Here is a 13,691-nt window from a genome sequence, read left to right on the forward strand (position 1 = left end):
TCCTTCAACACCCAATCTCCCTTTACATTGGAGGGAGCTGGGAGGAGGAAAACACAATTAATATGAAATTAAAAATAGCCCTTTTAGCCGGAGACGGAATTGGACCAGAAGTAATCCATGAAGCCGTAAAAGTTTCGGATGCGATCGCTAAAAAATTCAACCATGAAATCATCTGGACTCCTGCACTTACAGGAGCTTGTGCCATTGACGCCGTAGGAGTTCCTTATCCTGATGAGACTCACGAAATTTGTATGGCTGCTGATGCTGTTTTATTTGGAGCCATTGGCCATCCAAAATACGATAATGATCCAAGCGCTCCGGTTCGTCCAGAACAAGGTTTGTTATTAATGCGTAAGAAACTAGGGCTGTTTGCTAATGTTCGCCCAACATTTACATTCCCCTCTTTGATTGACAATTCTCCTTTAAAAAGAGAGCGTATTGAAGGAACTGATTTAATCTTTTTAAGGGAACTTACCGGCGGAATTTATTTTGGAGAAAAGGGAAGAAAAGACGGTGGTGAAACAGCGTTTGACACTTGTACCTATACCAGATCAGAGGTAAAACGTTTAGCTAAAAAAGGTTTTGAACTAGCAATGACTCGTACTAAAAAACTATGTTGTGTAGACAAAGCCAACGTAATGGAAACTTCTCGTTTGTGGAGAGAAACCGTACAAGCAATGGAAAAAGACTATCCTGAAGTTACGGTAAGTTATGAATTTGTGGATGCCGTAGCGATGCGTTTAGTACAATGGCCAAATTCATATGATGTCTTGATTACAGAAAATTTATTTGGAGATATTTTGACCGATGAAGCTTCAGTGATATCCGGATCAATGGGATTAATGCCTTCTGCATCCGTTGGAGAACATACTTCATTGTACGAACCCATTCACGGATCCTATCCACAGGCCACAGGCCTAAATATTGCCAATCCATTAGCGACCGTATTATCTGCTGCAATGATGTTTGAAGATGCCTTCGGCTTAAAAGAAGAAGCGGCTGCGATTAGAGCTGTAGTCAACAAATCACTCGAACAAGGAATTGTAACTGAAGATTTAGTTGCTAAAGGGGCTAAGGCATACAAAACTAGCGAAGTAGGTGACTGGTTAGTTGCTAATTTGTAAAATCCAACCCCCTTTCCTCTGGGAGAGGGCTGGGGTGAGGAAACAAAAAAGGTGTCAATTTACATTGACACCTTTTTTTATAGTTGTAGAGAAAAATATTAATATCCACCTCTGTTTCCACCACCACGGTTTTCTCCACCACGGCTGTTTCCACCACCATAACCACCGCGAGATTCTCCACCACGACTGTTATTGTTAAAACTTCTTCTTTCACCTTCTGGTTTAGGCTCCGATTTGTTTACAACGATTGCACGACCTTGAACAGTAGCACCATTCAATTCATCAATAGCCTTTTGAGCTTCTTCATCATTTGGCATTTCAACAAAACCAAATCCTTTACTTCTTCCAGTGAATTTATCAGTAATAATTTTAACTGAATCAACTGCTCCATAAGCCTCGAAAGACTCTCTTAAATCTGCTTCCTCAATACTGAATGGAAGACTTCCAACAAAAATATTCATATGTTCTTATTTAAATAATAAAACAAATGTACTGCTATTTTTTTGTAATATACTATAGATTAGCTTATTTATGTTTTTATTTTAAATTCAAAAAGAAAATGAAGCTACTGAATACCCTCCTCCTGCAATTTAAGAATCTGAACTATGCTAATTTACGGAACCTGTACACTTACTGGAACCTTATAAAATACGCCTTGCTGAAAATTTAAAGCAGTGCCTGTTGACGGATTGCTACTTGTATTTTCGGCTCTAAATTTAAAAGTACCTGTAACCGTAAGACCCTTCTCATCATAATCAGTAATTACTATTTGCCCGTTACCCATGTCAATACCTGTTGCAAATGAAACATCGCTTCCTCCGGTCAATACGAAAACAGCTGTCTTGGAATTACTGGTTCCCAAAGGATACACTTGAGGTGATATGGAGGTTGTCTTCAAAGTCAAAACCTCATTTCCAGTAAACCCTTCAATTACTAGTGAACCATCAGAAGCTAAAGTCGCTTTGGAAGCTGTCGCTCTCCAAAACACATTGTCTTTCCTTCCTTGTAAAGAAGGAGTATTAAAACTCACCTCTTCCGCACATGAAATCATTAAAAAAAGTACCCCTAGAAATATCAAATATTTTTTCATAAAACCTTCTTTTACTAACAAAAATAGGGCATTAATGCTAAAAAAAAACATAATAGGACAAAAAAATACGAATCAAAACCACCTACAGTGCACTGCCACAGATTAAAACCACAATCCAATTAGTATTTATCAATAAAAAAGGTATCTTTGCACCCTTAATTAACAGAGGTCGAGTACCTCAAAATTTAATCACAAGATTATGTCAGTAAAAATTAGATTACAAAGACACGGTAAAAAAGGAAAACCTTTTTACTGGGTTGTAGCTGCAGATGCACGCTCAAAAAGAGATGGTAAATACCTAGAAAAAATTGGTACTTACAATCCAAACACAAACCCAGCAACTATCGACTTAAACCTTGATAGTGCAGTAAAATGGTTGCACAATGGTGCTCAACCAACAGATACTGCTAAAGCGATTCTTTCTTACAAAGGAGCTTTATTGAAACATCACCTTGACGGTGGTATCCGTAAAGGAGCCTTAACTCAAGAACAAGCTGATGCTAAATTAAATGCTTGGTTAGAGGCAAAAACTGGAAAAGTAGATGCTAAAAAAGACGGCTTAACAAAAGTGCAAGCGGATGCTAAAGCTAAAGCTTTCAAAGCAGAACAAGATGTTAATGCAAAACGTTTAGCTGCAGCTGCTCAAGCAGAAGCTGACGCTATCGCTGCTGCAACTCCAGCTGTTGAAGAAGAAGTTGCTGAAGCTGAAGAAGCTCCTGCCGCAGAAGAAAATAACGAAACAACTGAAGCATAATTTTAGAAGGCGACTATGCGTAAAGAAGATTGTTTCTATTTAGGTAAAATCGCTAAAAAATTTAGTTTCAAAGGGGAAATTCTAGCCTATTTAGACACGGACGAACCTGAGTTATATGAAAACTTGGAATCAGTGTTTGTTGAATGTAACAAACACTTGGTTCCTTTTTTTATTGAAAGTAGTTCGCTGCACAAAAACGATTTACTTAGAATTCGTTTTGAAGACATGACTACCGAAGAAGAGGCAGACGCCATTATAGGCAATGCCATCTACCTTCCTTTGAAGATGTTGCCGAAACTTAGCGGCAATAAATTCTATTTCCACGAAGTAATTGGTTTTGAAGTTGAAGACAAACGTCTTGGTGTTGTTGGAAAGATCGAATCCATTAATGATACCACTGCCCAACCCCTTTTTGAAGTCCTCAACGGTGATGTTGAGATTCTTATCCCCATGATTGATCTTTTCTTGGTTAAAATTGACCGTGAAAACAAAAAAGTTGTCATGGACTTGCCTGAAGGACTTATTGAAATGTACCTTTAAATTAGTGTTCAGTATTCAGTTTTTAGTGTTCAGTTCCTCAAAAATCGTTAATCTACAATCTGAAATCAAAATTTCCTATGTTTAGTTTCAAGCAATTCTCAATCCAGCAAGATCGTTGCGCCATGAAAATTGGAACTGATGGCGTTTTACTTGGTGCATGGACTCCTATTGAAAACAATCCTATTAGTATTTTAGATATTGGAGCCGGAACAGGCGTAATCGCACTAATGCTGGCACAAAGAAGTAACGCGGAACAAATTGACGCTTTGGAAATAGACGAAGAAGCGTATGAACAATCCGTAGATAATTTTGAAAACTCCCCTTGGAGTGATCGCTTATTTTGTTTTCATGCCGGTTTAGATGAATTCGTCGAAGAACCGGAAGACGAGTATGATTTAATTGTTTCCAATCCTCCATTTTATACTGATGATTACAAATCTGATAACGAACAACGTGATTTAGCCCGTTTTGCTGACGCGATGCCTTTTGAGGATTTAATCGAGGCTGCTGATTTATTGCTTTCAGAAAACGGAATATTCACAGTTATAATTCCTTTCAAAGAAGAAGAAAATTTCTTGGCTCTTGCCAAAGAATACGAATTGTATCCAATTAAAATTACACACGTAAAAGGAACTCCAACTACCGAAATTAAACGCAGTTTATTGGCCTTTAGCCGAGAAGAAAGCTCGAACTATCCCGTTGACGAATTGATTATCGAAACTGCAAGACACATTTATACTCCCGAATACATTGCATTGACTAAAGAGTTTTATATGAAGATGTAAGTCCAAAATGATTCTAAATAACACCTAAATCATTCCGTAATCTTATTTAAAACACCTTTGATCTCTGCTAAAGTTAATTTTTATTGTAATTTAGAGGATAATACCTTTTTTAATAAAATCCCGTACATAAAAGGACTTATTTGTTAAAAAATAGGCTAAGTAATAACCATGGTATAATGTCGTATTTTAAAATCAGGATAAAATCATGTAAAAATCTGATTTAAAGCTGTTTTACTTAAAGTTAATTTTTTTGACTTTACGACTTTTAAACTTTCGACTTACTTATTTCTATTTCAAATAAAAAAATATAACATTTGTTAATGCTTTTGTTATATTTCTTTATGTAAATTTGTTCCATAAAAATTATCAACCATGAGACCAGACTTATTTCAAGCTCCAGATTACTACAACCTTGACGATTTACTAACAGAAGAACACAAACTAGTACGTGACTCTGCTCGTGCTTGGGTAAAACGTGAAGTATCACCTATTATAGAAGAATATGCTCAAAAAGCCGAATTCCCAAAACAAATCATTAAAGGTTTGGGCGAAATAGGCGGTTTTGGTCCTTACATTCCAGAAGAATACGGCGGTGCGGGTCTAGACCAAATATCTTATGGTTTGATCATGCAAGAAATAGAACGCGGTGATTCTGGCGTTCGTTCCACTTCATCTGTACAATCTTCTTTGGTAATGTATCCTATTTGGAAATACGGAAACGAAGAACAACGCATAAAATATTTACCTAAGTTAGCCACTGGAGAATACATGGGCTGTTTTGGTTTAACGGAACCTAACTATGGTTCAGATCCAGGAAGTATGATTACCAACTTCAAAGATATGGGCGACCATTATTTATTGAATGGTGCCAAAATGTGGATTTCAAATGCTCCGTTTGCAGACATCGCCATTGTTTGGGCAAAAAATGAAGAAGGAAGAATTCACGGTTTAATTGTAGAACGTGGAATGGAAGGTTTTACCACTCCGGAAACGCACAACAAATGGTCGCTTCGTGCCTCATCAACTGGAGAACTGATTTTTGACAATGTCAAAGTACCAAAAGAAAACTTATTGCCCAATAAATCTGGATTGGGAGCACCGCTTGGTTGTCTGGATTCAGCACGTTACGGAATTGCCTGGGGCGCTATTGGCGCAGCCATGGATTGTTACGATACGGCTTTGCGTTACGCCAAAGAAAGAATTCAGTTTGACAAACCAATTGCAGGAACCCAATTACAACAAAAGAAATTAGCCGAAATGATTACCGAAATCACAAAAGCACAATTATTGACTTGGAGACTGGGAGTTTTAAAAAATGAAGGAAGGGCTACAACAGCTCAAATCTCAATGGCTAAAAGAAACAATGTGAACATGGCTATTAATATTGCGCGCGAAGCCAGACAAATGCTAGGTGGAATGGGAATTACCGGAGAATATTCGATCATGCGTCATATGATGAACCTGGAATCAGTAATCACCTATGAAGGGACGCACGATATTCATTTGTTAATTACCGGTATGGACATCACTGGAATTCCTGCTTTCAAGTAGTGGCAAACAGTTATTAAACTATTAATAAAATTGATAACAAAAGCTTCTTGATACCAAGAAGCTTTTTTATCTTTACATAAAAATACTCTTTATGAATATCCAAACCATCAACAATAGTATTCAGCCTCAAAAAGAACTGTTGTTACACCATCCTTTATATAAGAAAGTAAAAACTATTGAGGATTTACAGTGTTTTCTAGAAAATCATATTTATGCTGTTTGGGATTTCATGTCTTTGTTAAAAGCACTACAATCCAAATTAACTTGTACAACAACTCCTTGGTTTGCAACGCAAAATCCACAAACCCGATATTTAATAAACGAAATTGTCCTTGCTGAAGAATCTGACTTAACAATAGATGGACGTCGTTTGAGTCATTATGAAATGTATATTGAAGCCATGCAATCCTGTGGAGCAAATACTGAAGGTATTGAACATTTTTTAACTGAAGTAGATTCCCTTCAAAACATATTTGTCGCTATAAAAACCAGCACTTTACACCCCAATATCAAAGCATTCCTGGATTTCACATTCAGGGTTATTGAGGAAGGGAAATCCCATGAAATTGCAGCGGCTTTTACTTTTGGAAGAGAAGATTTGATACCGAGTATGTTTACCGCTATTTTGAAAAACTTTCAGGAGAATTTTCCTGAAACGGATTTGAGCAAACTGATTTATTATTTTGAAAGACACATCGAATTGGATGCGGATGAACATGGGCCAATGGCGATGAAAATGATAACAGAACTTTGCGGTACCGATGCTCAAAAATGGTCTGACGTTGAGGAAGTTTCAAAATTAGCTTTAGAGAAACGCATTGGTCTTTGGGATGCCATCGAAGAAACTATCCTAATGAATGTTGAATTGGCATAAAACTAATACTTTCAAATAACGCAACACTTCTTTAGAAAATACCCTTAAAAAAAGCATCTTGTTTTAGTAACAAGATGCTTTTTTATTAATTTTCAGGAGCCAATTCGAGTTCTAATCCCTCGAGGCTTTCGGTAATTGGGATCTGGCAGCCCAAACGACTGTTTGCTTTTACATAAAAGGCTTCTGAAAGCATTGCTTCTTCATCATCGCCCATTTCTGGCAAGGCAACATCGTTAAGAACATAACATTGACAGGAAGCACACATGGCCATACCGCCGCAGGTTCCTTCTACAGGAAGCTCATAGGCTTTGCATAATTCCATGATATTCATGGCCATATCCGTGGGAGCCTGTAACTCATGCACGATTCCATCTCGATCTTTTATTTTTATTAATACATCCATATGATTGTGGGTGTTTGGTTTTAGGCAATCGGTGTTGGTTATTAAATACGGACTGCGTGAGGGATAGAAGCTGGCTACCGAAGTAGCGCGGATAGCCCGACCGTTTTAAGAAAAAAGGCCTATACCCGTTAAAACAAGTAGCCTTTTTTCTTAAAAGGGGGCACGCCCTGTTAATTTATAGGATATTTACAACAGTTTCTATTTGTGGTGCAAACTTTTTGATGGTTGTTTCTACTCCGGCACGCAATGTCATTTGATTTACGCTGCAACTGGTACAGGCTCCTTCGAGACGCACTTTTACGTGTTTCCCGTCCTCTATGGAAATAAGGGTAATGTCACCACCATCTGAATTCAAAAAAGGTCTTATTTCTTCTAGCGCTTTTTGAACTTCTAGGGTTAATTGTTCTGTTGTCATTGTCTTTGTTTAAAGATTCAAAAGATTAGAAAATTGAATGATTGAAAATTATTTTCATGTGTTCTAATTTTTTATTTTTTTACTGCGGAACAACCTGCCATAGTTGTAATTTTCACAGCTTCGGTAGCAGGTAAATTTTTATTTCTGTTGACGGTTTCCTGCACTACATTTTTTGTGATTTCCTCAAAAACTGTTTCGATAACTGAACCGGTTTGCATGGCTGCGGGACGACCGTAATCACCTGCTTCCCGGATCGATTGTACGATGGGCACTTCACCAAGGAATGGAACATCTAAGTCTTCAGCAAGATTTCTGGCCCCTTCTTTTCCAAAGATATAGTATTTGTTTTCAGGCAATTCTTCCGGTGTAAAATACGCCATGTTTTCTATAATTCCTAAAACTGGTACATTTATAGCTTCTGAGAGGAACATTGAAACTCCTTTTTTGGCATCGGCCAAAGCTACGGCCTGAGGAGTACTTACGATGACAACTCCTGTAATTGGCAAGGATTGCACGATAGAAAGGTGAATATCTCCTGTTCCTGGTGGCAAATCGACTAACATAAAATCTAATTCCCCCCAATCTGCATCAAATATCATTTGGTTCAAGGCTTTAGAAGCCATGGGCCCTCGCCATATTACTGCTTGACTTGGTGCTGTAAAAAATCCTATCGAAAGAATTTTTACCTCATAACTTTCTACGGGCTTCATTTTTGATTTTCCGTCAACCATGACAGAAATGGGCTTTTCACTTTCTACGTCGAACATAATCGGCATGGACGGACCATAAATATCCGCATCGAGAATCCCTACTGAAAATCCCATTTTAGCTAATGATACTGCAAGATTTGCAGTAACGGTAGATTTACCTACACCGCCTTTACCAGAGGCTACTCCGATAATATTTTTTATACCTGGAATTTGTTTTCCTTTGATTTCCGGTTTGTCCGGCACTTCCACTTTACTATTAATTTTGATTTTAGCCTCCGGAGATACTAATTCAAGAATTGTTTTTCTGATGTCGTCTTCCGCACGTTTTTTGATGTGCATTGCTGGGGTATGTAATACTAGATCTACCACTACTTCATCGCCAAAAGTGACTACGTTTGCAATTGCTCCGCTTTCAACCATATTTTTCCCTTCTCCGGCTATAGTAATTGTTTCTAAGGCTTTAAGAATTTCTTTTCTTTCTAATTTCATTTTTAGTTTACTGTTTCTATTGGCTTATACCACCAGAATATTATCTTTATTTAAACTGATTTCAGATTACAAAGATACTATGAAAAGTTCTTATTATAAAGGATTTGCATCGCATTTATTGATGCACAGATTGCTGGTCGTTATTGAATATTTGTTGAGATTAGAACCCCGGAATCTCAACTATTATAAATCATTCTGTCCTGACTTCCGGTTGCCAAAAATATTTTTCTAAATCTACAATTTGATTGTTGGTCACGATTATTCCCTCGCTTTCCAATAATTGCTGCATCAGATTGGTGCCGTCAAAATGTAATTTCCCCGTGAGCAAACCGTTCCTGTTGACTACACGGTGTGCCGGAACATCCACAAAACCATGGGAGGCATTCATTGCCCAGCCTACCATTCTGGCAGAGCGTGCCGTTCCTAAAGCCTTTGCAATAGCGCCATACGAAGTAACCTTACCGTATGGAATTTGCCTGACGATGTCATACACGCGTTCAAAAAAAGTATCGTTTGACATGATTTTAAATCTAGTGAAAAAAGGTTTTATGGGAGACCCGGTGAGCCAATTACCCCATATAATAACGGACAATGTTAATCAAAGTAACTAATGATATAAACCCGGTTATGCTACCAATGATTGTATTCATGTTTCGCATAATATAATCCGACTTCTCTTGTATTTTTTGAAAAAAAGTAATGTACAAATAAAACCCCAAAAAAGAGCCCAACACCACGCCTGTCACAAAAACAAAAACATTTGAAAAATCAAACAGAAACAAATTATAAGAAGCCAATGTAATGCTTACAAAAACATAATAAGGGATCGGGAAAAAGTTAAGAGAGGAGAGCAAAACTCCTAAGAAAAAACGAGTGGAAGTACTCTTCTTTTTTATTTTGCCTTTTTTAATTTTGGGGGTTTTAGCAACCAACAAAAAAAAAATAGTCAACGCAGTAAAAATGACAAATCCTACTTCTCGCAATAAAACAATCACATCCGGGCGCACTTCGATAAATTGTGCAAATAAAATAGCGAGATAGGCTTGTACAAAAATTACGATTACTGCTCCCAAAACAAACCAAAAAGCGCTTTTCTTCCCTTCTTTCAGATTTACTTTAGCAGCTGTCATATTGAGAAGTCCCGGAGGAGTAATCCCCACAAAGGCAGTAACAAAACCCAAAAACAAGGAAGTAATTAAATTCATAAGCAAACGGTACCAGTATTCAAAAAAACAATCCCAAATATAAAACTATTCTTTAATTTTAAATCGAATATACGTAATTGCTTTATTAACTTCCAAATATTGTTTTTCATAAAATGTCTGAAAAGCCGTTACTTCCTCTGGACTTCCTTCATTTACATACACATTATGATTGGCATATAATACTTCATGCCCTTCGCCATGCAGTAAACCTAAGGTATATCCATGCATGAATTCACTGTCTGTTTTAAGGTTCACAACACCGTCTTTTTTAAGTACTTTTTTATACAATTGCAAAAATTCAGAATTGGTCATTCGATGTTTCGTGCGTTTGTATTTTATTTGGGGATCGGGAAAAGTAATCCAGATTTCGTCTACTTCATTTTCATCAAAAATATGATTGATCAATTCGATCTGAGTTCTAATGAAAGCCACATTATGCAATCCGGTATCCACAGCCGTTTTAGCACCACGCCAGAAACGCGCGCCTTTGATATCAATTCCGATAAAGTTTTTATTGGGATACCTTTCTGCCAGTCCTACTGAATATTCTCCTTTCCCACAGCCTAGTTCCAGCACCAATGGATTTTCATTTTTGAAAAATTCTGTATTCCATTTCCCTTTCAACGGAAATAAATCACCTACTACTTCTTCCCTCGTTGGTTGAAAAACGTTGTTGAATGTCTCGTTTTCCTTGAATCTTTTTAATTTGTTTTTGCTTCCCACTTTTTTAGAATATTTCGGCAAAATTAAGGAAATATATAAGACGGAGCGAACTAGGGACCAAAAAATGAAAAACGTTTTAAAAACAACATTTAATGCACCCTTTAAACTATTATTTAATTAAAGATGGCTTTTAAACAACAGTACATTTTATTAAGAAATTTTAAACTAAGTAATGACTAAAATTTAATGTCATATTTTAATAAAGCACTAAATTTCTTTGCCACAGATTAGCACAGATTAATTCGTTATGTAATTTTAAAAATCTTTTTAATCCTTACAATCTGTGGCAAAAACTCTTTTTAATAATTGCGACAATATATCTTTCTTGCTACTTAAGAATAAAACAAGAGCTAAAAATTTTATTGCTTTGCTTGTAATTTTTTGATCATCGCATCTTCGATAAAAGTTTTAACTTTAATAACTTCACCTGAATTATCATTTGGGATTGTCATAGACAAAACGTATTGCTTTATTTTCCATTCTTGCCCTATTTTGACTAACACCCCTGAGCCGCGACAAATTTTCATTTGAGTATTCAGTAATTCATCAAACCAAGCTATTTTACCCGTTTTGTCAAAATGAATATGACGTTCTAAAGCCGTAAAACTCCACGCTTTTCCTTTATCGAAATGTGGTTTTGCATAGGCCTGAAAAGCTGTTTTATTCCAATTCTCTGTTGCATCAGTCCCTATAAAAACTGCATCATCTGACATCAAGCCGAAGTATGCGTTATAATTAGCATCTGCTGCAGCTTTATGCCAAGTATCTAATGTAACATTGATTTCGTTTTTCGAATCGCTTTGTTTTACCATCACACTTTTACAACCAGACACGGTTATTACTATCAAAAAAGCTAGTAGTTTTTTCATTTTATTCGGTATTTATTTATGGTTTTTTATTCCATCTTATTTTTATTTTTCGATCAACAGCTACTGGTCTCCTCGTAGTCCTTTTCTGTTTGAATTACAAGGTAGCATAAAAACATCCGTTATAGCAATGAATCGCTCGAAACTAATTATTCAAACAACTGAAAATCATTTGAGATCCAAACCACAAAGTCCAAAATACGTAAAGCAATAGCTCTATTTTTTGTAAAGTGGCTGTGTTGATTCATAGAACGCAGCCGAAAGAAATAATTTTTGGATTTTGACAATCCTATTTGATTTCAAATTTAGTTTTAGAAACAAAAAAAATACCGTAACCAATTGATCAAAAGATTATTAAATATAATTTATTTTTAATCTAGACACTTCAATTACAAATCTGATTTCAAACTAAAAAGAACCGCCCAACCCAAGGCGGTATTACACATCTAGTTTTGACGTATTTTTGTATTGTTTAGACAGTAAAATGTAAGATTTAAAGTTACGATTATGAGAAAGTTAAGCACCTCCATACTACTTATTATTTTTGCACTACTATTTACCCTCGTTTCCTGTAAAAAGAAAGATGTAAATGACACTAAAAAGGAAACGAGTTTAAATACCGTTGCAGTTGCTTTTGACAGTACAAAAATCAAAACGTTTTTTGAAAAATATCCAAAACTGCAGCCTTACCAAACAGAAGTAGAAAAGTTATACCGCAAGCATCAGTTTCATTACATCTGGTTTGACAAGGATGGCCTAAATGAATTTGCAGGTTTATTATACAACAAAGTGAATAATCTGACGCAGGAAGGAATTGAAACTGCGATTCCGTACAAGGAAAAACTAGATGACATTTATGACAATCCGGAAGACAATCAAAAAGCAAGTATCAATACTGAGTTGTTGAGTTCTGCGTTATACTTCTTTTATGCGGATAAAGTATATGATGGGATCGACACTCAAAAATCGAAGGATTTAGAGTGGTTTTTGCCTCGAAAAAAACAATCGTATGGCGATTATCTGGATTCACTATTGATCAATCCATCGTTAATTCACAAAGACGAAAAAGGCGTATTGAAACAGTATTACCTCCTTAAAGCTGTACTACAGGAATACCGCAAAATAGAAACTAAAGGTGGATGGAAAACCACTGAATTAGACCCAAGTGTAAAATCCTATAAACCCGGAGACAGTGCCACTGCCATTGCGCAAATCAGAACACGTTTGTTTGTCACGGATGATCTTGCCAGAGATTCTAAAAGTGCCGTATATGATGCTGAATTAGCGGCTGGAGTATTGAAATTCAAAAAGAGAAGTGGCAATCTACTGAACAAAACGATACTGCCGGAACACATCCGCTACATGAATGTATCTGTTGCAGACCGCATCAAAACTGTGATGGTCAATATGGAACGCTGCCGATGGATTTCGAATGATATTACCAAATCCAAGGAATTAATCGTGGTGAATATTCCGGCCTATGAACTGACTTTTTTAAGAGATGGGAAACCAGAATTACGCTCCAAGGTTGTCGTAGGAAAAGCCATGCATAAAACCGTAATTTTTAGTGCGCCAATGCAATACATTGTATTCAGACCGTATTGGAACGTGCCGGCAAGTATTCTCAAAAAAGAGATTCTTCCTGCCATTGAAAACAATCCCAATTACTTGGCCGAGCACGACATGGAATGGAAAGACAATTACGTGAGACAAAGACCCGGACCGGAGAACTCCTTGGGATTAGTCAAGTTTTTATTTCCCAATTCGAATGCGATATATTTGCACGATACGCCGGCAAAAAGTTTATTTGGGAAGGAAGATCGCGCTTTTAGCCACGGATGTATTCGAGTAGCCAAGCCAAAAGAACTTGCTGCGATGATTATGAAAGAAGACAAAAAATGGAATCCTGCAAAGATAGAAACCGCCATGAACGGCGAAGAGGAATACTGGTACACGCTTAAAAACAAAATCCCCGTATACATTGGTTATTTCACCGCTTGGGTTGATGCGGAAGGTGTGGTTCATTTTTATGAAGATGTGTATAAAAGAGACGAAGCTTTAGCAAACTTACTGTTTGATAAGTAAAATTTATTTTGTTTAAATAATCATAAAAACTGCAAATTCGCAAATTAAAACATGCAACACATATCTATTATTTACGA

The 13,691-nt window shown here is 36.6% G+C and carries 16 protein-coding genes; 7 read left to right on the forward strand and 9 right to left on the reverse strand.

Annotated elements, in window-relative coordinates; all coding sequences use genetic code 11:
• Window positions 1-62: 62 nt before the first annotated feature.
• Window positions 63-1,124 (forward strand): 3-isopropylmalate dehydrogenase, encoded by a 1,062-nt coding sequence (gene leuB / locus EKM02_RS08835; protein ID WP_126454295.1) that lies wholly within the window; start codon window positions 63-65, stop codon window positions 1,122-1,124.
• A gap of 98 nt (window positions 1,125-1,222) precedes the next feature.
• Here leuB and EKM02_RS08840 read toward each other — a convergent pair whose 3' ends face one another.
• Entirely contained in the window at window positions 1,223-1,585 is a 363-nt protein-coding gene (locus tag EKM02_RS08840) for an RNA recognition motif domain-containing protein (protein WP_126454296.1), read from the reverse strand.
• Window positions 1,586-1,737: 152 nt separating this feature from the next.
• Entirely contained in the window at window positions 1,738-2,214 is a 477-nt protein-coding gene (locus tag EKM02_RS08845) for a DUF6252 family protein (protein WP_126454298.1), read from the reverse strand.
• Between the two features lie 199 nt (window positions 2,215-2,413).
• On the opposite strand from EKM02_RS08845, the gene EKM02_RS08850 reads away from it, so the two are divergent.
• From EKM02_RS08850 to EKM02_RS08870, 5 genes are all read left to right on the forward strand, one after another.
• Window positions 2,414-2,968, forward strand: a complete 555-nt coding sequence (locus EKM02_RS08850; protein WP_126454300.1) for a 30S ribosomal protein S16 — start codon at window positions 2,414-2,416, stop codon at window positions 2,966-2,968.
• Between the two features lie 15 nt (window positions 2,969-2,983).
• Window positions 2,984-3,508 carry a ribosome maturation factor RimM gene (gene rimM / locus EKM02_RS08855; RefSeq protein WP_126454302.1) on the forward strand — a complete coding sequence of 175 codons (525 nt, stop codon included), beginning with the start codon at window positions 2,984-2,986 and terminating at the stop codon, window positions 3,506-3,508.
• A 77-nt stretch (window positions 3,509-3,585) separates the two neighbouring features.
• Window positions 3,586-4,293, forward strand: coding sequence for a tRNA1(Val) (adenine(37)-N6)-methyltransferase (locus tag EKM02_RS08860; protein WP_126454304.1), 708 nt, complete (start codon window positions 3,586-3,588; stop codon window positions 4,291-4,293).
• Window positions 4,294-4,665: 372 nt separating this feature from the next.
• Window positions 4,666-5,844, forward strand: a complete 1,179-nt coding sequence (locus EKM02_RS08865) for an acyl-CoA dehydrogenase family protein (protein ID WP_126454306.1) — start codon at window positions 4,666-4,668, stop codon at window positions 5,842-5,844.
• Between the two features lie 91 nt (window positions 5,845-5,935).
• Window positions 5,936-6,718 (forward strand): DUF3050 domain-containing protein, encoded by a 783-nt coding sequence (locus EKM02_RS08870; RefSeq protein WP_126454308.1) that lies wholly within the window; start codon window positions 5,936-5,938, stop codon window positions 6,716-6,718.
• Window positions 6,719-6,803: 85 nt separating this feature from the next.
• Here EKM02_RS08870 and EKM02_RS08875 read toward each other — a convergent pair whose 3' ends face one another.
• From EKM02_RS08875 to EKM02_RS08905, 7 genes are all read right to left on the reverse strand, one after another.
• Complete coding sequence (locus EKM02_RS08875; protein ID WP_126454310.1) at window positions 6,804-7,121, reverse strand: 2Fe-2S iron-sulfur cluster-binding protein; 318 nt, start codon at window positions 7,119-7,121, stop codon at window positions 6,804-6,806.
• Window positions 7,122-7,296: 175 nt separating this feature from the next.
• Window positions 7,297-7,536 carry a NifU family protein gene (locus EKM02_RS08880; protein ID WP_126454312.1) on the reverse strand — a complete coding sequence of 80 codons (240 nt, stop codon included), beginning with the start codon at window positions 7,534-7,536 and terminating at the stop codon, window positions 7,297-7,299.
• A gap of 71 nt (window positions 7,537-7,607) precedes the next feature.
• Entirely contained in the window at window positions 7,608-8,735 is a 1,128-nt protein-coding gene (locus tag EKM02_RS08885) for an Mrp/NBP35 family ATP-binding protein (RefSeq protein ID WP_126454314.1), read from the reverse strand.
• Window positions 8,736-8,925: 190 nt separating this feature from the next.
• Window positions 8,926-9,255, reverse strand: a complete 330-nt coding sequence (locus EKM02_RS08890) for an MGMT family protein (protein WP_126454316.1) — start codon at window positions 9,253-9,255, stop codon at window positions 8,926-8,928.
• 49 nt (window positions 9,256-9,304) lie between these two features.
• Window positions 9,305-9,940 (reverse strand): LysE family transporter, encoded by a 636-nt coding sequence (locus tag EKM02_RS08895; protein ID WP_126454318.1) that lies wholly within the window; start codon window positions 9,938-9,940, stop codon window positions 9,305-9,307.
• 45 nt (window positions 9,941-9,985) lie between these two features.
• Window positions 9,986-10,663 carry a tRNA (guanosine(46)-N7)-methyltransferase TrmB gene (trmB, locus tag EKM02_RS08900; RefSeq protein ID WP_126454320.1) on the reverse strand — a complete coding sequence of 226 codons (678 nt, stop codon included), beginning with the start codon at window positions 10,661-10,663 and terminating at the stop codon, window positions 9,986-9,988.
• Between the two features lie 359 nt (window positions 10,664-11,022).
• Window positions 11,023-11,532, reverse strand: a complete 510-nt coding sequence (locus tag EKM02_RS08905; RefSeq protein WP_126454322.1) for a nuclear transport factor 2 family protein — start codon at window positions 11,530-11,532, stop codon at window positions 11,023-11,025.
• A 504-nt stretch (window positions 11,533-12,036) separates the two neighbouring features.
• Here EKM02_RS08905 and EKM02_RS08910 point away from each other — a divergent pair.
• Window positions 12,037-13,614, forward strand: coding sequence for a murein L,D-transpeptidase (locus tag EKM02_RS08910; RefSeq protein WP_126454324.1), 1,578 nt, complete (start codon window positions 12,037-12,039; stop codon window positions 13,612-13,614).
• Window positions 13,615-13,691 lie beyond the last annotated feature (77 nt).

The sequence above is a fragment of the Flavobacterium sp. RSP49 genome (assembly GCF_003968735.1).
In the GTDB taxonomy this organism is placed as follows: Bacteria; Bacteroidota; Bacteroidia; order Flavobacteriales; family Flavobacteriaceae; genus Flavobacterium.